Genomic DNA, 25,944 nt, shown 5'->3' with positions numbered 1-25,944 from the left:
GATTTCCCGCCGATGTTGCCGCTGACGGAGGAGCAGTCCGACATGCCCGCGACCGCCGAACAGGTCATCTCGATCGACCATGTCGCCAAGACGTACGGAGAGACGCGTGCCCTGGTGGACACGACGTTCGCCGCCGCCAGCGGTGAGGTCATCGGCCTGATCGGGCACAACGGCGCCGGCAAGTCCACGCTCATGCGGATCATCGCGGGGATCACCGATCCCGACGAGGGCGCGCTCGTGATCGCCGGGGAGCCGATCGCCGGCGGTCGCGGGCTCTCTCCGCGGCGGGCGACCGAGCTGGGCATCCGGGTGGTCCACCAGGAGCTGTCGCTCTGCGCCAACCTGCGGGTCTACGAGAACCTGGTGATCCGCTACCCGGGCGGCGCGGGCCGCGCTGGCGGCGGGACTGCCGGGCTCTGATGACGGCGGCGCTGGACCGGGTGTTTCCCGGGCATGGGATCGCGGTCAACGCGCAGGTGGGCGACCTCAGCCTGGGGCAACGGCAGATGGTCGAGATCGCGGTCGCGGTCGCGGACGTCGGTACACCGATGCGCCTGCTGATGCTCGACGAGCCGACCTCGGCCCTCGACGCGGTCACGGCCGCACAGCTCTTCGACTATCTGCGTGACGCGGCCGGGACGGGCCTGACCTGCCTGCTGGTGTCCCACCGGCTGGCCGAGATCCAGGCCCGGACCGACCGGATCGTGGTGCTGCGCGACGGCGGGATCGTCTTCGACGGCGCCACGCGGGACATCGACCGCGACGGCCTCGTGAAGCTGATGGGGGAAGCCCGGGTGGCGCCCTCGACGGCGGGCGAGCGCGGCGAGCCGGTGCGGCCGGCCTCCGTAAAGGGGCAGGAGGCCCGCGTCGCAGTCTCGGGATTCACCACCCCGCGGCTCCACGATGTCTCGATCACCGTCCGGCCCGGCGAGGTCGTCGGCCTCGCCGGGCTGGAGGGGCACGGCCAGCGCGACCTGCTGCGGGCTGTCTTCGCGGCTGGCCGGCGCCGCAACCCGCGGATCGCGCTGCGCGGCGACGTCGCCTATGTGGCCGGCGACCGGCGAGTCGAGGGCGTCTTCCCGCACTGGTCCGTCAACCGCAACATCACGGTCTCGTCGGTGCGCCGGCTCACCTCGCGTGGCCTGCTCTCCACGGTGGCCGAGGGGCGGCTCGCCGCCGGGTGGATCGACCGACTCGGGCTGCTCGGCCAGCCGGACGCGTCCATCGGCGACCTGAGCGGCGGCAACCAGCAGAAGGCGCTCTTCGCCCGCTCGCTGGCGACCCGCGCCGACGTGATCCTGCTCGACGATCCGACCCGCGGTGTCGACCTCGGCACCAAGGCGCGGATTTACCAGATCATCCGCGAGGAGGCCGCGAACGGGCGGTCGTTCCTCTGGTACTCGACCGAGAACGAGGAGCTGTCCGAATGCGACCGGTGCTACGTGCTGCGGGACGGCCGGATCGTCGACGAGGTCGACCGGGCCGAGTTCAGCGAGGAGCGGGTCGTGGCGGCGTCGTTCCAGGAAGTGCGGTGAGGGACCGATGACCGCGCCTACCTTGCCCGCCCGGCTCGGCGTGGTGCCCTGGGGCCGCGCGTCGCAGGCCGCGCTCCCGGTCGGCTCGCTCGTCGCCCTGCTGGCCGTGGTGCTGGCGCTCGAACCGAACGCCTCCACGTACCGGGGTCTCACGCTCATCCTGTCCGGCTCGACGGGCCTCATCTTCGCCGCGCTGGCCCAGCTGTGCCTGGCCACGCTCGGCGACATCGACCTCGGCGTCGGCGCGGCGGTCGGGCTCGCCAACGTGGTCTGCGCGACCTGGCTCACGGACAACCCGCCGCTCGGCGTCCTTGCGCTGCTCGGCATCGTCGCCGGCTACGTGCTGCTCGGCCTGGTCGTGCACGCCCGCCAGGTGTCGTCGATCATCGCTACGCTGGGCGCCTCGTTCGTCTGGCTCGGCCTCGGCCTGCTGTTGCTGCCGATCCCTGGCGGCATCGCGCCGGCCTGGCTGACCGACCTGTTCGCGCTGCGGCCGGTCGTCGTCCCGCTGCCGGTCGTGATCGCGGCGATCAGCGCGGCCGTCGCCTACTTCGTCTTCATGCGCTCGCGGTTCGGGTTGATCGCCCGGGGGAGCGGCGTGAGCCAGGACGCGATCCGCCATTCCGGGCGCCCGCTGATCGTCACGCAGCTCGCCGTCTACGCGCTCGCCGGCTTCTGTGTCGTGCTGAGCGGGCTCGCGGTCACCGCGAACACCACCTCCGGCGACGTCAACGCCTCGTCCGGGTACACGCTGCTCAGCATCGCGGCGGTCGTGCTCGGCGGGGCCAGCTTCGGCGGCGGCCGGATCGCGCCGGTCGGTGCGGTGCTCGGCGCGGTCAGCCTGACGCTGGTCACCTCGCTGCTCGCGTTCCTCGACGTCTCCTCCGACTACCAGGTCGGGGCCCAGGGCCTCGTGCTCTTCCTCGTGGTCGCGGTGCGCGCCCTCTCCTCGCGGCGGCCGGCATGATCGTCAAACTGTCGGGACAGCGCTGGATCTGGGTGTACGCGGCCGCCGTCGTCGTTTGGGTCGTGACCGTCAGCGCCGCCGGGCGCGGGTTGGTCAGCACCGTGATCGCCGCGGCGACCGTGGCCGCGTACCTGGCGATCGTCGGCGTCGGCCAGATGTTCGTCATCACCTCGGGCAGCGGCAACATCGACCTCTCGATCGCCTACGTGATGACGTTCTGCGGCTTCGTCGGCCTGCGCGTCATGGGCGGCGACAACGCGCTGCTGGTGCCCGGCCTGCTCGTCGCCGCGGCCTGCGGCCTGGTCGTCGGGCTCGTCAACGCGCTGTCGATCAGGCTCCTGCGGATCCCGCCGATCGTCGCGACGCTCTCGGTCGGGTTCGTGCTCCTCTCCGGCTCCCAGGTGCTCGCGCACCAGGGTTCGTTCGCCCCGTCCCCGGGGCTGGCGGGCTTCACCAGCGCCCGCGTGCTCGGCATCCCGTGGATCGTCCTTGTGGGCGTCGCGGTCGCCGGGCTCGCGGCGGTCGTGCTGCACCGCACCGCATACGGCCGGCGCCTACAGGCGACCGGCCAGAGCGAGCCCGCCGCCGTCCTGGCCGGCATCCGCACCGGGCGGGTCGGCGGCAGCACCTACCTGATCAGTGGCGGCTCGGCCGGAGTGGCCGGCGTGCTGCTCGCGAGCTACGCGGGCGGCGCCGCCGTCGACCTCGCCACCACCTACCAGCTCGGCTCCATCATCGTCGTGGTCCTCGGCGGATCGCTCATCTCCGGTGGCGTCTCCAACGTCTCCGGCATCTGGGGCGCCGCGCTCTTCCTCACCCTGCTCGTCACGATGCTCAACGTCCTGCACGTGAGCACCGCATGGCAGTTCATCGTCGAGGGCCTGCTCATTATCGCCGTCCTCGCCGCCGCGAACCCCCGGTCCGAAGGCACGACCGTCGGTCGCGGCCCGCGACGCGGATGACCTTGGCCGTCCTCCCTCGGGACGGCCTGGAACTCCTCTGAAAGGAAAGACAGTGTCCGAAGAAGCAACCGAGAAGTCCACGTCCCTCTCTCGCCGCAACGTCATCCGTACGGCCAGCGTGCTCGGCGGCGTCGCGGTCGGCTCGGCCGTGGTGCCGGGCGCCGCGCACGCCCACGCCGCCGTCCCCGGTAGAAAGACCCCCGGCGCGACGGTGCTCGCCCTGATCGGCGACCGCTACCACAACCTGGACTACATCCGGACCCACCTCATCAAGTTCTTCGGCGACACGAACGTGAAGTTCGACTACACCGCGAACTGGGAGTGGTTCGGGTCCAAGAAGGACACCGCCGCGATGCTGGACGGCTACAAGGTCTTCCTCGTCTTCCGTGACGGCATCATCATTCCCGGCGGCTACGTGGGTCCGGACGCGTACCCGAACATCACCGGGCAGATGGTGGCGCCGCCCAACGGACCGCAGGAGACCTGGGTCACCGAGGGCTTCGGCGAGGCGGTGAAGTCCTACGTCGAGAAGGGCGGCAGCCTGTTCGCCGCGCACAACAGCGGACACATCTCGCTCAAGTCGACGAACTTCCGCGACGTCGTGAAGGGCGCCTACGACGGGCACCCGACCGAGCGTCCGTTCCAGGTCAGGGTCATCAACGGCAACCACCCCGTGACCCAGGGCGTCAAGGCGTTCGGGGTAACCGACGAGCAGCACTTCCCGCTCTACGACGGCGGTTCCACCCTGCTCACCGAGGGCATCAACATCGACGGGCTGCCGTACACCACCAACAGCGGCCTCAAGCCGGCGACGTCGGCGACGACCTGGGCACACACCTTCGGCCGGGGCAAGGTCGTCCACCACACCATCGGCCACAACCTCGACGCCCTTTGGAAGCCGGACAACCTGCTGATCTGGCGCAACACGATGAACTGGCTCACCCACTAGACACTCCATGTAGGACGGTCGGCGTGCGCGCGGGTCGCGCGCACGCCCCGTCCACCGCAGCGGAAAGGCGGAGAACGTGACTTCAGTGCTGCATGTCGAGCTCGACGTCACCGAAGGGCACGACGCGGAGCTGCGCGGCGTGTACGCGGCCGAGTTCTATCCAGCCGTCTCGGCGCAGCCCGGGTTCGTGGCGAGCGAGCTGCTCGCGCCGGTCGGCGCCGGCCGGTGGCGGCTGGTCATCCGGTTCGCGACCGAGGAGCAGCGGCTGGCCTGGGTCGACACCGACCTGCACCAGAAGGTCTGGCCGGCGATCGCGGCCCATCTCGACGGGTTCGAGCCGGTGCTGTTCGTGCCCAGTGGAGGTTCCGATGAGCGCTGACCTCGTCTCGGCCGGGCTGCTCGCGGCGGGTGCGACCGTGGAGCGCCTCGCCACCGGCTTCATGTTCACCGAGGGTCCGGTGTGGCACGCACCGTCGGCCACGCTGCTGTTCAGCGACATGCCGGGCGACGTGCGCCGGCGGTGGAGCGCCGCGAGCGGGGTCGAGGAGGTCCGGCGGCCGGCCAACAAGTGCAACGGCATGGCGTACGACGCGGCGGGCAACCTGCTCGTCTGCGAGCACGCGACAAGCCGGCTGGTCCGGGAGCGGCCCGACGGCGGCGTGGACGTGCTCGCCAGCCACCACGACGGCGCCGAGCTACAGAGCCCGAACGACGTGGTGGTGCGCTCGGACGGCAGCGTCTACTTCAGCGATCCCTGGTACGGCCGGGTCGAGGGCTTCGGCGTACCCCGCGAGAAGTCGCTGCCCTTCCAGGGCGTCTACCGGATCGCGCCCAACGGCACGCAGTCGCTGGCCGCGGCGAAGGACGAGTTCGACCTCCCCAACGGGCTGTGCTTCGCGCCTGGCGAGCGGATCCTCTACGTCAACGACACCGGCCGCTGCCACATCAAGGCCTTCGACGTCGCGCCCGACGGCAGCCTCGCCGGCGGTCGGCTGTTCGCCGAAGGGATCGGCTCCGCCGAGTCGACCACCGGGGTGCCCGATGGGATGAAAACCGACGAGCGCGGCAACGTGTGGGTGACCGGCCCCGGCGGCATCTGGGTCTACGCGCCCGACGGTGCCCGCCTCGGCGTGCTGGCCGTGCCCGAGGTGGTCGGCAACCTGACCTGGGGCGGGCCGGATCGCAGGGACCTTTACATCTGCGCGTCGACGTCGCTGTATCGGGTGCCGACGCTTGTCGCGGGAAATCCTGTGCCCGGCCCGGTAGGGGAGGAGGCGTCGATGCCATCGCCGGGCTAGTACCATCGATTATTCCGGTTTTCTCGTCCCGACGGGACATGTCGCGGCTCTCCGCCGACGGCGAACGATCAGGAGAATGGATCAATTCGGTGACGCACAGCCTTAGCGCTCTACCGGCCGCGGTCGACGGCGCGACCTCCCGTGCGCCGGCGGTGACCCGTGCTGTCGCGTTGCTCCACCTGCTCGCGGCGAGCGGCTCGATCCCCATGGGCATCAGCGATCTCGCCCGCAAGCTGGACATTCCCAAGTCGTCCGCCCTCAACCTGTGCAGCGCTCTGGTCGAGACCGGGCTCGTCCGCCGGCGCAGCGGCGGGTTCGTGCTCGGCAGCGGCCTCCTCGAGCTCGGCGCCCGCTATCTGGGCAGTGTCGACCTGGCCAGCGAGTTCCAGGTCGCCGCGAACGAGTACGAGGAGCTGAGCGGGGAGATGTGCCAGCTCGCGCTGCTCGGCTCCGGCCTCGACGTCATCTACGTGGCCCGCCAGCTTGGCGAGCGGCCGCTGCGGCTGGCCTCGGAGATCGGCGGCCACCTGCCGGCCAACTGCACCGCGACCGGCATGTCGATGCTGGCGCTGCTGCGGCCCAAGGAGCTCGCCAGCCGCCTCCCGGCGTCCGGCCAGCTCGAGACGATGACCCAGCGCTCGATCTCGACGGTCGAGGAGCTGCACAATCGGCTCGAGCAGACCCGCTCGCTCGGCTACGGCATCGACGACGAGGAAACCGTGACCGGTACCGTCTGCGTCGCGGCGGCCTTCCGCCCGAGCCCGGCGACGGGCATCAAGGGCCCGGCCGCGATCAGCGTCACCATCAACAAGGCCGAGGCCACCCCGAGCGGGTGGCCGCGCTCGCCAGCCAGGCCAAGGAGCTCGCCCACCGGGTGGGCCTCGCGGTCGGCTCCGAGCTGACCTGGCGCTGACCGTCCACTCCATCCTCTCCCGGACATAGTCCACAGGAGACGCTTCGGCGGCTCCGGTCGTCCGTCGACCGGCGCCGCGGGCGCGCCATGCCTCCGTACCGCTTTCCGTTTCGCCTTCCCCCGTTTCGCCTTTTTCGTTTCGCCTTTTCGAGGAGCAGACCGCGATGTTGCTGATGCGGATCGGCGCGCCCGGCGCCGAGCGGCCCGTCGTCCGCGTCGACGACCTCACCTACGTCGAAGTCGGCGATCTGGTGGGCGACTTCGACGCCGCGTACTTCGCCGCCGGCCATGACCGGCTCCGCGAGGCCGTCGCCGCGCGCGTTGAGGCCGGCCAGGTCGGCGAGTTCGCCGGTGAGCGGATCGGCGCGCCGTTCGCCCGGCCGCACCAGATCATCTGCATCGGCCTCAACTACCGAGACCATGCGGCGGAGACCGGGCAGGCGGTGCCCGACGAGCCGATCCTGTTTACCAAGGCGCCGAACACACTTGTCGGTCCCGACGACGACGTGCGGCAGCCGCGCGGCTCGACCAAGCTCGACTGGGAGGTCGAGCTCGGGATCGTCATCGGCAGGCGGACCAGCTATCTCGACTCCCCGAGGAGGCGCGCGCGGCGATCGCCGGCTGGGTGCTCTGCAACGACGTGAGCGAGCGGGCGTTCCAGATCGAGCGTGGGGGCCAGTGGTCCAAGGGCAAGTCCGCCGAGACGTTCAACCCCGCCGGGCCGTGGCTCGCGACTCCGGAGGAGATCGACGACGTCAACGCGCTCGGCATGTGGCTCGACGTCAACGGCGAGCGGCGCCAGACCGGCAGCACCGCCACGATGGTCTTCGACCCGTTCACGATCGTCCACTACCTGAGCCAGTTTCTCGTGCTCGAACCCGGCGATCTCGTCAACACCGGCACCCCGCCCGGCGTGGGAATGGGTCTGCGCCCGCCGGTCTACCTGCGACCTGGCGACCTCATCGAACTTGGTATCGACGGCCTGGGAACCCAACGCCAGCACGTAGTGGCACCGCGATGAGCGACCACGCCGGCGCGCGAGAGAGGAACACCTCCATGACCGACTTCGACGGGCTCGTCGCCGTCGTCACCGGCGGCACCTACGGGATCGGCGCCGCGACCGTGGCCGCCCTCCAGAGCCGGGGCGCGATCGTCGCCACCCTCGACACCGCCGCCGACTGTGACAAGACCGCCGACCTGCCGCTCACCTGCGACGTACGCGACCCCGTCGCCGTCGACGCGGCCGTCGCCACCGTCGTCGACCGGTTCGGCAGGATCGACATCCTGGTCAACAACGCCGGGATCGGCGCGACCGGTGACGTGACCGTAAACGCCGATGACGAATGGCACAGCGTGCTCGACGTCAACGTGGTCGGCATCGCCCGCGTCTCGCGGGCCGCCCTGCCACACCTGCGCCGCTCGCCGGCGGCGTCGATCGTCAACACCTGCTCGATCGCAGCGCAGATCGGCCTCCCGCAACGGGCGCTCTACTCGGCCAGCAAAGGCGCCGTGGCCGCGCTGACCCTGGCGATGGCTGCCGACCACGTCGGCGACGGCATCCGGGTCAACGCGGTCATCCCGGGCACGGCGGACACGCCGTGGGTCGCCCGGCTCCTCGACGCCGCCGACGACCCGGACGCCGCCGGCGCGGCGCTGCGTGGCCGGCAACCCATCGGTCGCCTGGTCAGCGCCGACGAGGTGGCCTACGCGATCACCTATCTCGCGGGCCCCCAGTCCGCGTCGACGACCGGGGTACTGCTGGCGGTCGACGGCGGCGTGACCGGCCTCCGCCTCGCCGGCGCCCCACCCATGGCCTAGAGAGATCTTCGGGGTCGGGTCACATTCGATTTCTTGAGACAAGGGTATTTGCCCCGGTCCGTGTCAGTCGCTGACCGTATGCTCCCGCGGGCACCGCGCAGGTCGGCGGCTCGCTGGCGCTCGCCGAATTCCCCGACCTACGCTGCCACGTCCGCGGTCCAAGCCCAACCCCGACGGATCGTGGTATCCACGAGTCACCGTAGCCGCGGAGCGCTCTGGTGATCGTTCGCCCAGAATCCGCGCCGCGGTCGGAGGTCGTGTAGGTATCGGGCGAACGATCACCACCGAGACCACCACCGGCGCGCAGGCGCGCACCCCGCCCGCGGTGCCGTCCCGTCGGGACGGCACTTCCCCCATCCCGGAGGCCGGAGGTCCCCGCCGGAGGCAAGAAGTGGGGTAACCGCAACCCCGAGCCCCAACAGAGCGACCCACCACATTGATGCTGAAAGATCTCTTGGTCAAGGCTGGCTGAACGCGGACCGGCAGCGAAGGTCCGGTCGGCCGGCCACGACCCGGGGTGAGCTTGCCCAACCGCGAAGGGTGAGGCCGCGGGAGCGACGGTCCGGACCACCGCGGACATCGCGGTAGCCCGACTTCCCTTGATTTTGGGCCTGTCTCTAGACGATCTCTTCGCTCTACTCCGGTCCACGTTGGACTTCGGCGGTTAGCTCGCCGATGGATCGGACCGCGGCGTCGAGCAGTGCGCCGGACAGGGCACCGGCCGCGTTCTCCGGGAGCGCGTGGCCGTCGCGGCGGGTGACCCGGAAGACGTGGCGCTCGCCTGGCAGGAGGGTGACGAGGGCGTCGTCGACCGCCAGCTCGTGCGGTTCGACGCCGAGGGGCGCGGCGAGCCGGTCGGCGAAGACGCACACGTCGCGCAGGATGGTCACGGCGGTGACCGCGATGTGCAGCTCGCCGCCGGCGGCGGTGACGTCGACCCGCCGCTCGGGCCGCAGCGGCGCCATGGCCCGGTCTGGGCGGTAGGCCCAGGTCGTCCGGGCTGTGCCGGCGTCGACCACGAGCAACTCGGCGTGCGGGTCCGTGGGCCGGCCCACCGCGGAGTCGACGGGCAGGCGGACGAGGCCGCCCGGCGGGCAGGTGGGCCGCAGCTGGGCTCGTGCGTGTTCCCGGCCGTCGAGCGCGACCCGCCGCACGAGAATGTCCGGGTGCCAGGCGGTGCCGGAGTCGTTGACCAGCACGATTTCCAGCCCCTGCTCGCCGCTCGGGTCGTGGGTCGGACCAGGGTGGACAGGTTGGACCGTGGCCAGCTCCGGCGCGAACGAGCGGCGCAGGGCGTGCCATAGCGGCTTTTCGATCCCCGCGCTGTCGACGGCCGACCAGCTGATGGCGGGCCAGCAGTCGTTGAGCTGCCAGACGACCACGCCGCCGCAGCGTTCGCGGGTGCGCAGCCACTCGACGCCGGCGGCGACCGCGCGGGCCTGGACGACCTGCGTCGCGAAGTGCCAGTCGGCGCCGGTAGCGGGGGTGGGCACGTGCGGCTGGAGGCCGCGGGTGAGCTTGTGCAGGCCGTCGATGGCGCGCAGGTGGTGGCGGGTGAGCGGGGAGTCGGGGCCGACATCCTCGCCCTCGACGACGCGTTCGAGCGTGGTCCACGCGGCCGGGCCGCACCAGCCCATCTCGGCGACGAACGCCGGGTCGTGGTCGCGGTAGTGCGCGTAGTCGGCGTCGTTCCAGGCGTCCCACAGGTGGCTGAGGCCGTGCGTGTCGGCCACCGGGTCCCGGTCGACGGTGCCCGACCAGGGCGAGTTCGGCACGTACGGGCGGGTCGGGTCGAGCCGGGCGAGCACTCGCGGGAGCACGTCAAGGTAGTACGACGCGCCCCAGCCGCGCGTGCCGAGCTGGTCGGCCCAGCCCCAGTGGTGCAGGCCGAGTGCGGTCTCGTTGCCGCCGCACCAGATGACGAGGCTGGGGTGGGCCGACATCCGCGCGACCGCCTGCTCCGCCTCGGCGGTGACGAGCGCGACCATCTCCGCGTCCTCGCAGTAGGCGGCGCAGGCGAAGAGGAAGTCGTGCCAGACGAGTACGCCGCGTTCGTCGCACGCGTCCAGGAACTCCTCGGTGGCGAAGTGGCCGCCGCCCCAGACGCGCAGCAGGTTGGCGTTGCCGGCGACGGCCTGGTCGATCCGCGCGGTGACCCGCTCGGGCGTGGCCCGGCTGGCGAGGGTGTCGTCGGGGATCCAGTTGTAGCCGCGTACCCGCACGGTCCGGCCGTTGACGACGAGCGCCCAGCGGGTGCCGATCGCGTCGGGGGCCTCGTCGACCGCGACGGAGCGCAGGCCGAGGCGGGCGGTAGTGGAGTCCAGCGTGCCGGTGTCGGCGTGCATCAGCTCTACCCGCAGGCGGTAGAGGGGCTGCCCGCCGAGGCCGATCGGCCACCAGAGCTGGGGGTCGGCCACGGGCAGGACGATCGTGGCCTCGTCGCCCGCGACCGTGCCGGCCGCCGACGCGACAGGAAGTCCGTCCGGGTCGGTCAGCTCGACCAGGACCCGCGCGCCCGCCGGTGCGTCGACGCGTACGTGCGCCGTGACGCGGGCGGTGGTGTGGTCGTCGTCGAGGGCGACGAGGGGCCGGACGTGTTCGATGCGGCCGACGTACGTCTCCAGGCGCACGTCGCGCCAGATGCCCGCGGTGACGTAGTGCGGTCCCCAGTCCCAGCCGAAGTTGGCCGCGGCCTTGCGCACGTGCGCGTACGGCTCGTCGTAGGGGCTGGGCAGTGGGCCGTGGGCGCGTTCGTGTGCGTACGCGGCGTCCCAGGCCGAGGCGAAACGCACCTCGATGACGTTGTCGCCGGGGCGCAGGGCGTCGTCGACGCTCCAGCGGTACGCCAGGTGCTGGTCCCGCGCGGCCCCGATGTGCTGCCCGTTGACGTAGACGTCGGCGATCGTGTCGAGGCCGTCGGCGACGAGGTCGGTACGCGTGCCGGGCGCCGGCGCCCACTGGACGTGCCGGCGGTAGACCCACCCGGAGCGGCCGACCCAGGTCTGGGCCAGCTCACCCCAGCCGACGTCGGGGTCGGCGATGAGACCTGCCGCCAGGAGCGCGGTGTGCACCTCGCCGGGCACGTGCGCGGCGATCGCGGCCGTGCGGACGGCGTCGGGGACCCCGGGCGGCCCCGCCGACCAGGTCAGCTCCCACTCGCCGCCGAGGTCGAGCCGGGTGGCGATGGACGTCGTCGCTTGCGTGGTGATTGTCATCCCTTGACCGCCCCCGCGGTGAGTGCCTCCTGCATACGGCGGCTCGCCAGCGAGTACGCGATGTACACCGGCAGGAGGGTGAGTACGGTGCCGGCGGTCAGCACCCCGAAGTTGGTGGCGTCGGAAACGAGCGTCGGCAGCGCCACCTGCACCGTGCGCACGTCCGGTCCGGTGCCGGTGATGGCCAGCGCGAACAGGTACTCGTTCCAGAAGGTGAGCAGTTGCAGGATCGTCACGCTCACGACGCCGGGCATCGCGATCGGGATGAACACGTTGAACAGCAGCCGCCAGTGGCCCGCGCCGTCGAGGGCGGCCGACTCCACCAGGGCCGGCGGCACCGTGCGCATGAACTGGGTGAGCAGGAGCACCGACAGCGGCAGTGCGCTGGCCGGCAGGAAGAGCATCTGGAACTCGCGCGTGTAGAAGAGATCCATCTTGATGGCGAGGATGACGGTGGGGATCAGCGCCGCGAACGGAGGGATGAGGAAGCCGGCCGAGAACACGCCGGTGACCACGCGGGCGACGCGGTTGTCCTGGCGGGCCAGCGCGTACGCCGCGGGTACCGCCAGACACAGCGTCAGCACGATCGCGACGACCGAGATGAGCACCGAGTTGAACAGCGCGCCCCCGAGGTCGGCGGTGCGCCAGGCGGTCTCGAAGTTTCCCCACAGCCAGTGCGCCGGCAGCGCGAACGGCCGCGTGAAGATCTCGACGTTCGTCTTTAGGGCACTGACCGCGAGGTAGTACAGCGGCGCCGCGAGCAGCAGCGCGTACAGCCAGGACAGGACGGTGGCGACCGGTGTGCCACTACGCCGGGAACGGGTCATCGCTTGTTCTCCAGGGAGCTGCGCAGCAGCGCACGGATGAGGAGCATCCCGGCGATGCCGAGGACGAGGAGGACGACACCGACCACCTGGCTGTAGCCGAGGTCCCGCTGGGTGAACGCCTTCGCGTAGACCAGGTAGGACAGCGTGGTGGACGAGGTGCCCGGTCCGCCTTTGGTGAGCAGGAGAATCAGGGCGGCCGAGGTGAACAGCGTCCAGAGGTACTGGAGCATCGTCAGTGTGCGGACGTAGTCCTTGATCATCGGAAAGGCGATCTGCCACATGATGCGGAACCGCCCGGCGCCGTCCATCCGGGCCGCCTCGACCACATCGGACGGCAGGCTGGCCAGGCGGGCGGCGAACAGCACCGCGGTCCAGCCGACGCCGCGCCAGAGGTCGATGGCGATGAGGCTCGCGAGCGCGGTGCTCGGGTCGGCGAGCCACGGGGTGGCCAACGAGTCGAGGCCGATCTGGCGCAGCGCGCCGTTGACCCCGCCGTCCGGAGACAGCACCCCATAGAAGATCATCGCGGTGATGGAGATCGAGATGAGGCCCGGCGAGAAGTAGAGCACCGACAGCACGCGGTAGCCGCGCGGCTTGGTGTGGAGGTGGTAGCCGAGCATGAACGCCAGCGGGATCATGATCGGGATCACGATCGCGACCTGTACCAAGCTGTTGCGCAGTGCGTCGAAGAACACCGGGTCGGCGAAGACGTGGCTGACATTCTCCGTCCCGACGTACGTCGGCTCGTACAGCAGCCCCTTCCACCGCAGCGTCGCGATGACGAACATCGCGATGAGCGGGCCGACCGTGAAGACGGCGAACCAGACCAGCGACGGGATCGTCAGCAGCAGGACGCGGGGTGAGTGCAGGCCACCTCCCGCCTTTCGCCGGCCGGTGACGATCGGGGGCGCGGTGCCGGGGCGGGTGCCGGGCAGGGTGCTGGTTGTTGACATCTCCTGCGTTCCTTCAGAAGGCGGGGGCCGCCACGAGTGGGCGGCCCCGCGTCGTCAGCCCTTTGTCGCGGTGTCGAGACCGGCACAGATCTCTTCCGGCGTCGACTTCCCGTAGGCCCCGGTCAGGACCGTGATGATCCGGTCGGAGGCGGCGCCGATCCACACGTCGGGCACCACGGCGTACTCGACGGTGTTGTCGAGGCCGAGCGACTGGCTCAGCAACGGGTTGGCCGAGTAGGAGCCGAAGTCGCCGTTGGTCGGGGCAGGATGCTGGCGTCCTTGACGAACTCGCCCACGGACGCGTCGGCGTAGAACTTCGTCACCAGCTTGCGCACGTTTTCGATCCGGCCCGGCTCGGCGCCGCGCTTGGTGATCATGAACCCGACGCCGGTGAACCCTCGGTACGCCGTCGGCTTCTTGAAGGTCGATCCACTCGGGATCGGGAACCCGGCGAGCGTCGTGCGCTTGTCGATCCCGGTGCCCGCGGCGGTGGACTCGGTGTAGGCCCACGAACCGCCCGGCATGATCGCGGCCTTGTCCCCGTAGTAGGACGCGTACATGTTGTCGGCGTTGAGCCCGGCGACGTTGTCGACGAAGACCCCGCCGTCGCGCAGCTTCGTGAACAGCTTGATGCCCTCCATCACCGAGGGCGTCGAGCAGTAGCCGCCGTTCTGCATGACCTTCTGCATGCTCGCGGCGTCGGTGAACGACTCCGCGATCTGGTAGAAGAGCTTCTGGCCGGTCCAGTCGTTGCCGCCCACGACGACCGGCCCGGAGCCCGCGGCGCGCAGCTTCTGGGCGGCGGCGATGAGCTCGTCGGTGGTCGCCGGGGGCTTGTCGACGCCGGCCTTCTTGAGCAGGTCGGTGTTGTACCACAGCGGCCAGCTGAACCCGGAGAACGGCAGGCCCTGTAGCTCGCCGCCGGCGACGCTGCCGACCCGCCACTCATCGAGCGCGACCGGCTTGATCTTGTCGGCGAGGCCCCAGTCCTTGAGGTACTGGTCGGCCGAAACGGTGACGCCGGCGTCCAGCCAGCCCAGCGTCTTGTCGAACAGGTTGACGATCACCAGGTCGGGGGACTTGCCCGCGGCCACGGCGTTCTCTACCTGGTCGTCGATGGTCTCAAGGCCTTCGGTGAGGTTGACCTTGACGCCGGTCTCCGCGGTGAAGGCCTGGAGGACCTTGTTCTGCGCCGCGTTCGCCGAGTTGCCCGCCGTCCAGCGGCTGACGACGTCGATGGAGTCGCTGGCGGCCGCCTCGTCATCGGAGCCGCAGGCGACAAGGGAAGGGGACAGGACGAGAGCGGCGACGACGAACGCGCCCATGGCGCGCACAGTCCGTGGCCTGGTGCGATGGTCCATAGGGTGTCCTTACTTTTATGCAGGGCAAGGTGACAGCGCGTCGATCGTGGTGATCGGCGCTGTTGCGCGATGTGAACGAACGAGCGGGAGAGCCCGGGAAATGGGGTGCCCGTGTTACCCGGAGCGCGCTCGTCTCACAGCGTCTACGACGGGAACACCGAAGTCAACAACAAAGATTAGTAATCTATTAAAGGCTGGAGCCGCGCACCACCAGGCGTGCCGGGGGCGCAGTCACGGTGCGTGGTGGGGCCGACGACAGGGCGTCGGCAAGGGTGTGTCCGACCAGCTCGCCCAGCTCCTGGACGTCGTGGCTGACCGCGCTGAGCGGCGGCACGGCCAGCTGGCACAGCGCCGAGTCGTCCCACGCGATGAGGGACAGGTCGGCCGGCACGGCGAGGCCACGGCGGCCGGCCTCGTGCAGGGCACCGAGCGCCATGACGTCGTTGTCGAAGACAAGCGCGGTGGGGCGGTCCTCCAGCGCCGCGAGCGCGGCTACCGCACGTATGCCCGCAGCCTCGGAGTAGTCGCCGTCGAACGAGGTCGTGCGGGCACCGCGCTCGGCCGCGACGGACTCGAACGTGCGGCGCCGGATGATCGTGTGCGCCATCTGGGCCGGGCCGCAGACGTGGCCGAGGTGCGTGTGGCCGGCCGCGACGAGCTCGGCGACGACGTCGTGCATCGCGACCTCGTCCTGCGGCCACACCGTCGGCAGGCCGCCCGCGGTGACCGGGTCGCCGACGACGACGGTGGGCATGCCCAGCCGCTGGGCGAGCGCTACGCGTTCGTCGCCGGGCAGCAGGTCGATCAGGATCATGCCCTGCACCTGGCCGTACCGCGCCCAGGCGCGCATCCGGTCTTGGGCCTGGGGCACCGTGGCGACGACCTGGAGCAGCACCGGCACGCCGAGCGGCACGAGCACGCGCTCCATGCCCGCGATGAACTCGTGGAAGAACGGCTCGGCGCCGAGGACCTCCGCGTCGCGTACCAGGGCGAGGCCGACGGGCGTCCCCCGCTGCGGGGCGGGCGCCGGACCGGACGGTGCCGCGGTCATGATCTCCTCCTCGTCCAAATCACCTCGTTGCCCGTAACGTGGTCGTGCGACAGCGTACGGCGACACGAGAGGCGGATGAGAGTGGCACGACGGGAGTCTGCGGCCGCCGGGCCGGGCAGTCGTGCGCTCATCGTGGACCTCATCCGGTCCTCCGGGCCGATCAGCCGGGTGGAACTTGTCAAGGTCACGGGGCTGACCCAGCCGACGATCTCGAACATCGTTCGCCGGCTCATCGACGACGGGGTCGTGCGCGAGACCGGCGACACGGTCGCGACCCGGGGCAAGCCCCGATCCATGCTCGTCATCAACTCCCGCGCGGCCTACGGCGTGGGCATCCACGTGGGTGCCGACACCCTGACCTGCGTGGTGACGGACACCCGGGGCGGCACCGTCGGCCGCCAGCTCGTCGCCGGTGCCGCCGAGGAGCAGCCAGGCGACGTGGTCGAGCAGCTCGCCACGCTCTACCGCGACGTCACGGCCGGCCTCGGCCTGCCGGCGGACAGCGTGGCCGGCATGGCCGTCGTCGGGCCGGGACCGGTCGACGTAGCCGGGGGCCGCTTTCTCGCGCTGCCCGGACTGGAGCAGCGGGCCGACCTGGATCTCGCCCACGCCCTGACCCAGCGGCTGGGCGTGCCGGTGCTGGTCGACAGCGACGCCGCGGCGGCCGCCGTCGGGGAGTTCTGGGGACGGCAGGTCTCGCGCGACCGGACCTTCGGCTGCCTCTACATGAACGCCGGCATCGGCTCCGGAGTCGTCCTCGACGGCGCCCTGCACCGCGGCGCCAGCTCGAACGCGGGCAAGCTCGGGCACATCGCCGTGGTCCACGAAGGCGAGCGGTGCTACTGCGGCAACCGCGGCTGCCTCGAGCAGACCGCCGCGCCGCACGTGCTCGCCGCTCGGGTGCGGGCGACCCCGGACCTGGCGGACCGCCTGCGCATCCGCCCCGACGACCCCGACGCGCGAGCCTTCGACGTGCTCGCCCGCGCGGCGATCTACGGCGACCCGCAGGCCCGCGCGCTCGTCGACGAGTCGGCCGCGCTGCTGGCCGAGGGCGCGGTGGTCCTCGCCAACCTGTGGGACCTCGACACGCTCGTCCTCGCCGGGCCGGGCTTCGCCGTCGCCGGATCGATCTACGTCACCGAGATCCGCCGCCGGCTCGCGGAGCGGGCCTTCGCGCGGGACGTCCACGATGTACGGGTCGACCTGTCGAGCAACCCGCGCGACGCCGCGGCGATCGGCGGGGCGGCCCTGGTGCTCCAGGGGTCGGTCGCACCGGGCCACGGCCCCCAGGTCACAGCCCGCGTCTAGAGATCTTTCAGGGTCGGGGTCGCATTCGATATTTCTTCAGATGGGTATTTGCCCCGGTCCGCGTCACCTGCGGACCGTATGCTCCCGCGGGCACCGCGCAGGTCGGCGGCTCGCTAGCGCTCGCCGAAATCTCCGACCTGCGCTGCCAGGTCCGCAGTCCAAGCCCAACCCCAAGCCCGACCGGGATCGTTCGTTGGACGCGGGCCAGAGGTGGGTGTGCGGGCGCGTGTCGCGACGGATCGTGGTATTCAACCGCCCTCCAGGGGCAACTAGGTACCACGATCTGCCAGACGGCGGCCCGTCGTAGCGTCGATCAAGGCAAACCGAGCGCCCTTCGGGCGCAGGCCTGTCTTGGACGGACCTGCGCCCGACCGCCGAGCTAGGTCAAGGTTGGGCTGGAGCGCGGACCCGGCAGCGAAGGTCGCGGTCCGGCCGACGACGACCTGTGGGTGGGCTTGCCCGACGCGGAGGGTGAGGCTGCGGGAGCGACGGTCTGGACCACAGCGGACGTCGCGGTAGCCCAAAGCTTCCTGGGTTTGGCTCTTCGACGCCGCGGGCTACCCCCGACCGCGAAGGGGTTGACGCCCACTAGGCATCAGCATAGATTAATAATGTAACTAAGTGGCAACATGCCGGGCGATGGTCTGTGACCTTGAGTCCGGCCACGACGCCACCGTGCGTGGTGCTCGGCGCCCACGCCGGCCGCTCGGCAACGCCCATCCCGCGAAACGTGTCCATGGCCATCGTTGATGCCGACCGTGATTCGGCGATCACGGCGGGGATCCCGCTTCCACAAAGGAATCGTATGAGACAACACAGGACCCGCCTCGCCGCCGCGATCACCTCGCTCTGCGTCGTCGCCGGCACCATCGCGTTGGTGTCGAGGCCGGTGCCCGCGCTCGCGGCGCAGCAGGCGGCGCTGGCCGTCCGCACCATCCACGTCGCCAAGAACGGCAACGACAACAACGCCGGCACGCAGGCCGCGCCTTACCTGACCGTCAACCGCGCCGCGCAGGACGCGCAGCCCGGCGACACGGTGGTCGTGCACGCCGGGCTGTACCGCGAGCAGGTCAAGCCGGCGCGCGGCGGTACCGGCGAGGGCGCCCGCATCACGTACACCACCGCCCGCGACGGCGACGTGGTCATCAAGGGCTCGGAAGAGGTCAACAACTGGGTGCGGTCCAGCGGCAACGTCTGGAGCGTCACGCTGCCCAGCACCTACTTCGGCGCGTACAACCCGTACGCGACCGGGCAGCCGCAGGGCGGCGGCGACGCCACCTTCCCCGGTTACACCGCGGGCGACGTCTACCTGGACGAGACGGCGTACTTCGAGAAGGCCGCGCTGGCCGACGTCCAGAACGCCGCCAACACGTGGTACACGCAGGTGGCCGGCGGCAACACGACGATCTGGGCGAACTTCGGCACCGCCGACCCCAACGCCCGGCTGGCCGAGATCAACGTGCGGCGGCAGATCTTCGCCCCCGACGCGTGGGGCCTGGGCTACATCACCGTCGACGGCTTCACCGTGAAGCACGCCGCCAATACCTACTCGGACTTCCCGAGCTCACCGTCGCGCCGGCAGGCCGGCGCGATCAGCGTCAACGGCGGCCTGCGCTGGATCATCCAGAACAACATCGTCATCAACGCCCGCACGATCGGCATCGACATCGGCCTCGGCTGCGACGAGTGGGCCGGCAACCGGCCCGGCAACGTGCGGACGAACTTCCGTGACACGAGCAAGTACGGCTCGCACGTCGTGCGCAACAACTACATCGCCAAGTCCGGCCAGTCCGGCATCGCCGGCGTCTTCTCGTGGAACTCCGACCTCATGTACAACATGATCGAGGACACGAACTACCGCAACGAGTTCAGCGGCGCGGAGACGGCCCCGATCAAGGTTCACTACATGAACGAGGGGCTCATCAAGAGCAACTACATCAAGAACTCGCGCGGCGGCAACTCCGCCGGCATCTGGACCGACTGGGGCAACCAGAACGTCCGCGTTACCGGCAACATCGTGATGAACGCCCCGTGGGGCTACTACGCCGAGGCGGTGTTCGGCCCGATCCTGGTCGACAACAACGTGTTCATCGGCAACAGCGACATCCGCACGCTCGACGCCACCGGCCTCGTGTTCGCCAACAACCTGTTCATCGACAACCGCAACATCAATATCGACGGCAGCGGCCGGGACGCCTACTACTTCCAGCCGGGCACGATGAACGAGAGCAGCGCCGTCACGTCGCCGGTGAAGGACTTCTGGTACAACAACCTCGTCCAGGGCTCGACGCTGCCGGAGAACGCGACGAACAAGACGCACGTGAAGGAAGGCAACTTCACAAACGTCATCTCCGGCGTGCAGACCACGGCGACCAGCACGTCGGTGCAGCTCAACTTCAACCTCAACGCCACCGGCATCAGCGGTCTCACGCAGGTGACGAAGGCGCGGGTCGGCACCATCCCGAGGGCCAACGAGAGCATCGCCGCGGACGTGAACACCGACTTCTTCGGCAACGCGATCCCCGCCAGCGGCGTCATGGCGGGTCCATTCGCCGGCGCGCGCAACGGCGCGAACTCGTTCACGCTGTGGCCGCCGGCCGGGCAGACCGTGCCGACGCCGCCGGCGCCGCCGGCCAACCAGCCGGTGAACCTGTCGCGTAACGCGGGCTCCCGGGCGGTCGCGTCCTATCAGGACGGCACGCTTGTCGCGGGCAACGCCATCGACGGCAACCCGTCGTCGCGCTGGTCCAGCGACCACAGCAACGACAACAACGCGTGGATCCACGTCGACCTGGGCGGCACCTACAACGTGCAGCAGGTGGTGCTTTCGTGGGAGGCCGCCTACGCCAGGGGATACAAGATCCAGGTGTCGGACAACGGGACGAGCTGGACCGACGTCTTCTCCACCACGACCGGCCGCGGCGGCAACGAAACGGTGCCGGTGAACCGCAGCACACGGTACGTGCGCATGCAAGGCGTCACACCGAACACCCAGTGGGGCTACTCGTTGTGGGAGTTCGAGGTCTGGGGCACGAGCGGCACGACCCCACCGCCGCCCGCCGGCCCGACGGTCCACGGTGACGCCGACTTCAACGGTCCCTCGGCGCGGCTCGCGGTGGGCAACTACGACCTGCCGCAGCTACAGGCCGCCGGCATCGCCAACGACTCCATCTCCTCGATCCGGGTGCCGTCCGGTTACGTCGTCACCGGCTACGCCGACGCGGGCTTCGGCGGCACGGCGTGGACCTTCCGGGCCGACAACGCCAACCTCCTGAACACCGGCAACAACGACGCCATCTCCTCGCTGCGCGTCACCACCGCCTGACCTCCAGCGCTCGAACCCCGGGGCCGGCCGCTCTCCGCCCCGGGGTACACCCCCACGCAAAGGAGCCCCATGAAACAGGCCAGAATTCTCAGACGGGTACTCGGCGTGGCCGCGGCCACGCTTCTCCTCACCTCGGCCGCGGTGCAAACGCAAGCCAACGCGGCCGACGAGGTGAACCTGTCGCGCGACCCGGGCGCCCGGGCGGTCGCGTCCTATCAGGACGGCACGCTGCTCGCCGCCAACGCCATCGACGGCAACACCGGCACCCGCTGGTCCAGCGATCACAGCAACGACAACAACGCGTGGATCCACGTCGACCTGGGCGCGTCCTACGCCGTGACGTCGGTGGTACTGCGTTGGGAGGCCGCCTACGCGAGGGCGTACAAGATCCAGGTGTCGGACAACGCGACGAGCTGGACCGACGTGTTTTCCACCACGACCGGCGTCGGCGGCAACGAGACGGTGACCTTCAGCCGCACCACGCGGTACGTGCGCATGCAGGGCGTCACGCCGAACACGCAGTGGGGCTACTCGCTGTGGGAGCTTGAGGTCTGGGGCACCGGCGGCACCACCCCGCCGCCACCGCCGCCACCGCTCGGTGGCGCACCTGCGATCGCGACGTCGAACACCTACCCGCAGACCTACGGCGACTGGGCGAACGGGCTGCTGGCCGGCAACGGCAAGCAGGGCGTCATCGTCTTCGGCAACCCGCGCAACGAGACCCTCGTCTTCAACGACAAGCGGTTCTTCATGGCGCGCTCGGAGGCCCGCCCGCACCGGACCTTCAACACGGTGAGCGCGGACAACATCAACCGGATCCGGGACCAGGCGATCGCCGGGCAGTACCAGCAGGCGAACCAGCTCGCGGCCGACGTGCAGGGATACGGGGGCGGCGGCGAGGGCAGCAAGCACCCGGGCTTCAAAATGACCATGCAGATGCCCGACGCCGGCGCGGTGCGCAACTACTCGCGGTCCACCGACTACGCCAACGGCGTGGTGTCGGTGAAATGGACCGACGACCGGGGCAGCTGGCAGCGCGACTCGTTCGTGTCCCGCACCGACGGCGCCACTGTGCAGTACATGCCGGCGCCGAGCGGGCAGCGGCTGAACGTGACGCTGGGTCTGTCGGTCGACCCGGGCATGAACCTCACCAACAAGGGCGTCACGTTCACCAACAACTCCAATGTGGACTTCCTCAACATCCGGGCCAAGTACCCCAGCGGCACCTACAACGCCGGCTACGAGGGCGTCACGCGCATCGTGACCGACGGTACGAAGGCGATGTCCGGCTCCAACGTGGCCGTGTCCAACGCGACCTACGTGCTGCTGCTGTCGCTGACCCAGCGGTACAACGGCACCTACAACGGCGGCGTCACCGCCGAGACGGAGTGGAACCGGCAGCTGCTGCGGTCGCAGCTGGGCGGGATCAACGACAGCTACCAGACGCTGCTGAACCGTCACACGAACAGGCACCGCGAGATCTTCGGCCGAGTCAACATCGACTTTGGCGCGAGCGCCGCCGATCGGGCCAAGCCGACCGAGCAGCTGCTGGCCGAGCAGAAGAACGCGTCGTCGCCGAACCTGGCGCTGTACGAGCGGATGTTCTACGCCGGCCGGTACCACCTGCTGGCGTCGAGCAACGAGACCGCGGCGCCCGACCTGCTCGGCAACTGGACCGGTGACAGCAACGTCGGATGGGACGGCTACTACCACCTCGACGCGAACCTCAACCTCCAGATCTCCAGCGGCAACGTGGGCAACATGCCGGAAGCCATGGCCGGGTACTTCTACCTGAACCAGGCGTGGCAGAACGACTTCCGGACCAACGCCCGCAAGCTGCTCGGCACGCGGGGGATGCTCACCGGCGGCAACACGCCGAACGAGGAAGGGCTGATCTCGAACATCAACTTCGACTACCCGTACCAGTACGTCACGGGTGGCGAGTCGTGGCTGCTCTACCCGTTCTGGGAGTACTACCAGGTCACCGGCGACACGACGTTCCTGGCCAACAAGTACTACCCGCTGATCCGCGACATGGGCGACTTCTACGAGGACTTCCTCGTCAAGAAGGACGCCAACGGCAAGTACATCTTCGCCGGGTCCATCTCGCCGGAGAACCGCCCGCCGAACGGGGTGCCGCTCGCGGTCAACTCGGTGTACGACATCTCCGGCGCCCGCTTCGCCCTGTCGACGCTGATCCAGACCAGCCGGACGCTCGGCCGGGACGCCGACAAGATCCCGGTCTGGCAGGAGAAGCTCAACAACCTGCCGCCGTACCTCGTCAACAACGACGGCGCGCTGGCCGAGTGGGCCTGGCCGGGCCTTGCCAACCAGAACCAGTACCAGCACCGGCACTCCAGCGGCCTCATGCCCGTCTGGCCGTACCGCGAGCTCACCCCGGAGACCAACCTGGCGCAGTACAACGCGGCCAAGGTGTTTCTACAGAGGAAGGACCAGGGTAGCTACGAGAACGCTGGACACGGCCTGCTGCACGGCGCGTTGATCGCCGCCGACCTCAACAACGCCGGCTCGGTCAACTCGAAGCTGCTGCGCTTCGCCAAGGACGACTACTACTACAGCAGCATGGCGACGTCGCACTACAACAACCACGGCGTGTTTGCCACCGACGTGGTCAACTCCGTCCCCAGCATCATGATGGAGATGGCGGCCGCCACCCAGCCGGGCACGATCGAGCTGCTGCCGGCGATGCCCAGCGGCCTGTCCAGGGGCTCCATCAACGGCATGCTGGGCAAGGGCCAGTTCACCATCAACAACCTGACGTGGGACCTGAACGCCCGCACGATCAAGGTGACGCTGACGTCGAGGATCAACCAGAACCTGACGCTGATCCAGCGCAACGGCATCGCCTCGATCACCACCGACGGCAGCGCGGTACAGAGCTCGCCGTTGGGCAACATCGCGCGCGTCGTGCCGCTCCAGGCCGGACGGGCCACCACCCTCAACATCACGACGACCGCGGGCCGGACCAACCTTGCCCTCGGCAAGGCCGCCTCGGCGTCGTCGCAGTCCAGCGCCGATCAGGCCGCCGCGAAGGCATTCGACGGCGACCAGGCGTCGCGCTGGGCGGCGAGCCAGGATCCGAACAGCTGGATCCAGGTGGACCTCGGCGGCACGTTCAACCTCAGCGAGGTCAACCTGTTGTGGGAGGCGTCGTACGCGAAGGGGTACAAGCTGCAAGCCTCCACTGACGGATCGACGTGGCGAGACATGTACACCACGACGACCTCGTCGGGCGGCAACGAGAAGATCACAGTGAGCGGCCAGGCCAGATACGTCCGGATGCAAGGCACACAGCTGTCCGGACAGTGGGGCTATTCGCTGTACGAGATGCAGGTGTACTGAACGAATCTTTTCGGGCGGGCGTCGTATGGCGCCCGCCCGGCACCGTTTGAGCGGGCCGGCCTCAGTCGTCGAACTCGAAGCCGGCTTCCTCTGCCGTGGTGACCAGCTCACGCATGCGCTCCTCGTCGGAGGCCAGCGCGCTCATCCGCTCGCCGAGATCCTCCAAGGCGGCCCGGTCCGTGCCGTAGGCGACGAACATGCCGCCTTCAGGGTCGTACTCGATCCGGCCGGCCAGAGCGGGAGCCTCGTCCTGGACGATCAGCTGCGCGATCCCTTCCCAGAAGTACCCGTTGGGTTCGTGACCGAGCTCGGCGATGACGTCGTCGACCTCGGTCGAGCCCGCGTTGAGCAGCAGCGAGTACTTGCCGGGCGTCGTCTCTATCAGCTTCAGCGGATGCACCGGCGAACTATCGCATTGGATCAACGAAGGGCGAGCCCTCCGTCCAGCATGTGGTAGCGCGGCTGGTCGGTGGTTGTGACGGTGACTTGCGTCGCAACGGAAGAATGAACCCGTTCGGCCAACGATCGCGGCGGTTCGACCAAAGTCACCTAACCGACTTGCGCACAACGGCCGAGTGGTGCTGGGGTGTCCGTGCCCTTCACCAATCCTTCTAGTCACAACACGGGGTGATCATGCGCTTAATGCGGACAGCTCTGGCCGGCACTGTGGCAACCGCACTCGCCATCGCCGGTTCCGTCTACGTCCTCGCGTCGCCCGCCGCGGCGGCGCCGCCTACCGGTGCGGTCGGCACTTACACGGCGCTCGCGCCGAGCCGCATCCTCGACACCCGCAGCGGTAATGGCGCGCCCAAGGGAGTCGTCGGTCGGAATGCCACCGTCCGTCTCCAGGTCAACGGCCGTGGCGGCGTGCCGGCCTCGGGTGTTTCGGCCGTTGTTCTCAACCTGACGGTCGTCAGCACCCTCGGTGGCGGTTTCCTGACCGCCTACCCGGGCGGTGCCGCGCGGCCTACCGCGTCGTCCATCAACTTCGGTACGGGGGCGACCCGGGCGAACACGGTCACTGTCGCTGTAGGCGCCAGCGGTATCGTCGACATCTTCCAGAGCAGCGCCGGCACGCACATCCTCGCCGACGTCTCTGGCTACTACAGCAGCAACGCGGCGGCCCCGGTCGGCAGCACCTACATCCCGGACCCGCTCGGGGCGTGGCGGCTCGAGGACACCCGCGACACCGTAGGGCAGGTGCCCGGCGGGTCCTGGTACCAGTACGCGTTCACGCTCCACGATCCGGCGGTTGACGCCGCCATCACGGCCGTCGCCTTGAACGTGACCGCGGTCCGCCCGACCAACGGCGGTTACCTGACCGTGTGGAACGGTCTCGGTAACCCGCCGGCCGGCGTCTCGGCGGTCAACTACGGCAAGGGCGGCGTGTGGCCCAACAGCGTCATCACGCCGGCCTCGCGGTGCGACATCCCGCCAGATTGCACCGGCAACGAACCGATGTTCGGCGTCTACACCAGCACCACCACCCACTGGCTCGTCGACGTTTTCGGGTACTACTTCAACGACAGCATCGACGGCCTGAAGTTCGCACCGATCACGCCGCAGCGGATCCTCGACACCCGCACGAGTTCGCGGTTGGGTCCGGACACCACCCGCGCCGTCTCAGTGGCGGCGGCGGTTACGCCCGAGACCTGGGCGCTCTCGCTCAACGTCACCGCTGTCGCGCCGACCACCGGAACTTTCCTCACGGTCTGGCCCGACTTCGGTGGTGGCGATCGCCCGGATGTCAGCAACCTCAACCCGAACGCGGGTGAGGTGGTGTCCAACGGCGCGATCACCGAGCTGGGCGACAACAAGCAGTTCCTGGTCTACAACAGCGCCGGGTCGATCAACGTGGTCGCCGACATGGGCGGTCGCTTCGAGTTCTTCCCGGACGAAACAGAGGGGGCGCGGGCCGCGGACGGGCCGCCGCTCCTGAACAGGGGTCAGCTCGTCGCCAGCAACCGCGGTCACTGACCGTCGCTACACACGAAGGCTCCGTCCCGGGTCCGGCCCGGGCGGAGCCTTCCGCTATTCCGCGGCACCGCGCCCTCACCGGCGAACTTCACGGCGATGCGCCGGCGCAATACGATGTCTGG

The 25,944-nt window shown here is 69.7% G+C and carries 20 protein-coding genes and 1 pseudogene; 14 read left to right on the top strand and 7 right to left on the bottom strand.

Annotated features, from left to right (window positions below; all coding sequences use genetic code 11):
- Positions 1-12 precede the first annotated feature (12 nt).
- The 10 genes and pseudogenes from Pflav_RS21555 (at position 13) to Pflav_RS21510 (ending at position 8,442) form a co-directional block, all read left to right on the top strand.
- Positions 13-420 carry an ATP-binding cassette domain-containing protein gene (locus tag Pflav_RS21555; RefSeq protein WP_173037757.1) on the top strand — a complete coding sequence of 136 codons (408 nt, stop codon included), beginning with the start codon at positions 13-15 and terminating at the stop codon, positions 418-420.
- Complete coding sequence (locus Pflav_RS21550; RefSeq protein WP_173037756.1) at positions 420-1,535, top strand: ATP-binding cassette domain-containing protein; 1,116 nt, start codon at positions 420-422, stop codon at positions 1,533-1,535. The genes Pflav_RS21555 and Pflav_RS21550 overlap by 1 nt, the downstream gene beginning before the upstream one ends.
- A 7-nt stretch (positions 1,536-1,542) precedes the next feature.
- Positions 1,543-2,502 carry an ABC transporter permease gene (locus Pflav_RS21545; RefSeq protein WP_173037755.1) on the top strand — a complete coding sequence of 320 codons (960 nt, stop codon included), beginning with the start codon at positions 1,543-1,545 and terminating at the stop codon, positions 2,500-2,502.
- Entirely contained in the window at positions 2,499-3,464 is a 966-nt protein-coding gene (locus tag Pflav_RS21540) for an ABC transporter permease (protein WP_173037754.1), read from the top strand. Before Pflav_RS21545 ends, Pflav_RS21540 begins: the two co-directional genes overlap by 4 nt.
- 52 nt (positions 3,465-3,516) lie before the next feature.
- Positions 3,517-4,413, top strand: a complete 897-nt coding sequence (locus tag Pflav_RS21535; protein WP_173037753.1) for a ThuA domain-containing protein — start codon at positions 3,517-3,519, stop codon at positions 4,411-4,413.
- A gap of 76 nt (positions 4,414-4,489) precedes the next feature.
- A complete protein-coding gene (locus tag Pflav_RS21530; protein ID WP_173037752.1) occupies positions 4,490-4,792 on the top strand; it encodes an antibiotic biosynthesis monooxygenase in 303 nt (100 codons plus the stop codon).
- Positions 4,782-5,711: an SMP-30/gluconolactonase/LRE family protein gene (locus Pflav_RS21525; protein ID WP_173037751.1), complete on the top strand. Its 930-nt coding sequence runs from the start codon at positions 4,782-4,784 to the stop codon at positions 5,709-5,711. Before Pflav_RS21530 ends, Pflav_RS21525 begins: the two co-directional genes overlap by 11 nt.
- 89 nt (positions 5,712-5,800) lie before the next feature.
- Positions 5,801-6,613 carry an IclR family transcriptional regulator gene (locus Pflav_RS21520; RefSeq protein WP_173037750.1) on the top strand — a complete coding sequence of 271 codons (813 nt, stop codon included), beginning with the start codon at positions 5,801-5,803 and terminating at the stop codon, positions 6,611-6,613.
- Between the two features lie 175 nt (positions 6,614-6,788).
- A pseudogene (locus tag Pflav_RS48865) lies at positions 6,789-7,645 on the top strand (fumarylacetoacetate hydrolase family protein).
- A gap of 35 nt (positions 7,646-7,680) precedes the next feature.
- Positions 7,681-8,442, top strand: coding sequence for an SDR family NAD(P)-dependent oxidoreductase (locus Pflav_RS21510; RefSeq protein ID WP_173037749.1), 762 nt, complete (start codon positions 7,681-7,683; stop codon positions 8,440-8,442).
- Between the two features lie 635 nt (positions 8,443-9,077).
- Here Pflav_RS21510 and Pflav_RS21505 read toward each other — a convergent pair.
- The 6 genes from Pflav_RS21505 to Pflav_RS21485 all read right to left on the bottom strand — a co-directional run bounded on the left by Pflav_RS21505 (position 9,078) and on the right by Pflav_RS21485 (position 15,849).
- A complete protein-coding gene (locus Pflav_RS21505) occupies positions 9,078-11,657 on the bottom strand; it encodes a glycoside hydrolase family 2 protein (protein WP_173037748.1) in 2,580 nt (859 codons plus the stop codon).
- Positions 11,654-12,484, bottom strand: coding sequence for a carbohydrate ABC transporter permease (locus tag Pflav_RS21500; RefSeq protein WP_173037747.1), 831 nt, complete (start codon positions 12,482-12,484; stop codon positions 11,654-11,656). Before Pflav_RS21500 ends, Pflav_RS21505 begins: the two co-directional genes overlap by 4 nt.
- On the bottom strand, positions 12,481-13,437 hold the full coding sequence (locus tag Pflav_RS21495) for a carbohydrate ABC transporter permease (protein ID WP_173037746.1): 957 nt from the start codon (positions 13,435-13,437) through the stop codon (positions 12,481-12,483). The genes Pflav_RS21500 and Pflav_RS21495 overlap by 4 nt, the downstream gene beginning before the upstream one ends.
- 54 nt (positions 13,438-13,491) lie before the next feature.
- Complete coding sequence (locus tag Pflav_RS43810) at positions 13,492-13,659, bottom strand: hypothetical protein (protein WP_197938685.1); 168 nt, start codon at positions 13,657-13,659, stop codon at positions 13,492-13,494.
- On the bottom strand, positions 13,653-14,762 hold the full coding sequence (locus Pflav_RS21490; RefSeq protein WP_197938684.1) for an ABC transporter substrate-binding protein: 1,110 nt from the start codon (positions 14,760-14,762) through the stop codon (positions 13,653-13,655). Before Pflav_RS21490 ends, Pflav_RS43810 begins: the two co-directional genes overlap by 7 nt.
- Before the next feature lie 223 nt (positions 14,763-14,985).
- A complete protein-coding gene (locus Pflav_RS21485; protein WP_173037745.1) occupies positions 14,986-15,849 on the bottom strand; it encodes a LacI family DNA-binding transcriptional regulator in 864 nt (287 codons plus the stop codon).
- Positions 15,850-15,924: 75 nt separating this feature from the next.
- On the opposite strand from Pflav_RS21485, the gene Pflav_RS21480 reads away from it, so the two are divergent.
- The 3 genes from Pflav_RS21480 (at position 15,925) to Pflav_RS21470 (ending at position 23,845) form a co-directional block, all read left to right on the top strand.
- A complete protein-coding gene (locus Pflav_RS21480; RefSeq protein ID WP_232071715.1) occupies positions 15,925-17,157 on the top strand; it encodes an ROK family transcriptional regulator in 1,233 nt (410 codons plus the stop codon).
- Between the two features lie 805 nt (positions 17,158-17,962).
- A complete protein-coding gene (locus Pflav_RS21475; protein WP_173037744.1) occupies positions 17,963-20,482 on the top strand; it encodes a discoidin domain-containing protein in 2,520 nt (839 codons plus the stop codon).
- Positions 20,483-20,551: 69 nt separating this feature from the next.
- Positions 20,552-23,845 carry a glycosyl hydrolase family 95 catalytic domain-containing protein gene (locus Pflav_RS21470; protein WP_173037743.1) on the top strand — a complete coding sequence of 1,098 codons (3,294 nt, stop codon included), beginning with the start codon at positions 20,552-20,554 and terminating at the stop codon, positions 23,843-23,845.
- A 61-nt stretch (positions 23,846-23,906) separates the two neighbouring features.
- On the opposite strand, the gene Pflav_RS21465 is transcribed toward Pflav_RS21470, so the two are convergent.
- Entirely contained in the window at positions 23,907-24,245 is a 339-nt protein-coding gene (locus tag Pflav_RS21465; protein WP_173037742.1) for an Imm51 family immunity protein, read from the bottom strand.
- 242 nt (positions 24,246-24,487) lie between these two features.
- Between Pflav_RS21465 and Pflav_RS21460 the strand changes: the two genes are divergently transcribed.
- A complete protein-coding gene (locus Pflav_RS21460; RefSeq protein ID WP_173037741.1) occupies positions 24,488-25,822 on the top strand; it encodes a hypothetical protein in 1,335 nt (444 codons plus the stop codon).
- Positions 25,823-25,944 lie beyond the last annotated feature (122 nt).

This window comes from Phytohabitans flavus (assembly GCF_011764545.1).
Taxonomy (GTDB): Bacteria; Actinomycetota; Actinomycetes; order Mycobacteriales; family Micromonosporaceae; genus Phytohabitans; species Phytohabitans flavus.
The sequence above is the reverse complement of the archived record's forward strand: the minus strand, read 5'-3'. Positions and strand labels throughout refer to the sequence as shown.

Coding starts and splice junctions, on each gene's coding strand:
- Pflav_RS21550 (WP_173037756.1), top strand. CDS start 420: ATGACGGCGGCGCTGGACCGGGTGTTTCCCGGGCATGGGATCGCGGTC.
- Pflav_RS21490 (WP_197938684.1), bottom strand. CDS start 14,762: ATGGGCGCGTTCGTCGTCGCCGCTCTCGTCCTGTCCCCTTCCCTTGTC.
- Pflav_RS21525 (WP_173037751.1), top strand. CDS start 4,782: ATGAGCGCTGACCTCGTCTCGGCCGGGCTGCTCGCGGCGGGTGCGACC.
- Pflav_RS21475 (WP_173037744.1), top strand. CDS start 17,963: ATGAGACAACACAGGACCCGCCTCGCCGCCGCGATCACCTCGCTCTGC.
- Pflav_RS21510 (WP_173037749.1), top strand. CDS start 7,681: ATGACCGACTTCGACGGGCTCGTCGCCGTCGTCACCGGCGGCACCTAC.
- Pflav_RS21485 (WP_173037745.1), bottom strand. CDS start 15,849: ATGACCGCGGCACCGTCCGGTCCGGCGCCCGCCCCGCAGCGGGGGACG.
- Pflav_RS21460 (WP_173037741.1), top strand. CDS start 24,488: ATGCGGACAGCTCTGGCCGGCACTGTGGCAACCGCACTCGCCATCGCC.
- Pflav_RS21505 (WP_173037748.1), bottom strand. CDS start 11,657: ATGACAATCACCACGCAAGCGACGACGTCCATCGCCACCCGGCTCGAC.
- Pflav_RS21470 (WP_173037743.1), top strand. CDS start 20,552: ATGAAACAGGCCAGAATTCTCAGACGGGTACTCGGCGTGGCCGCGGCC.
- Pflav_RS21495 (WP_173037746.1), bottom strand. CDS start 13,437: ATGTCAACAACCAGCACCCTGCCCGGCACCCGCCCCGGCACCGCGCCC.
- Pflav_RS21480 (WP_232071715.1), top strand. CDS start 15,925: ATGAGAGTGGCACGACGGGAGTCTGCGGCCGCCGGGCCGGGCAGTCGT.
- Pflav_RS21555 (WP_173037757.1), top strand. CDS start 13: ATGTTGCCGCTGACGGAGGAGCAGTCCGACATGCCCGCGACCGCCGAA.
- Pflav_RS21500 (WP_173037747.1), bottom strand. CDS start 12,484: ATGACCCGTTCCCGGCGTAGTGGCACACCGGTCGCCACCGTCCTGTCC.
- Pflav_RS21545 (WP_173037755.1), top strand. CDS start 1,543: ATGACCGCGCCTACCTTGCCCGCCCGGCTCGGCGTGGTGCCCTGGGGC.
- Pflav_RS21540 (WP_173037754.1), top strand. CDS start 2,499: ATGATCGTCAAACTGTCGGGACAGCGCTGGATCTGGGTGTACGCGGCC.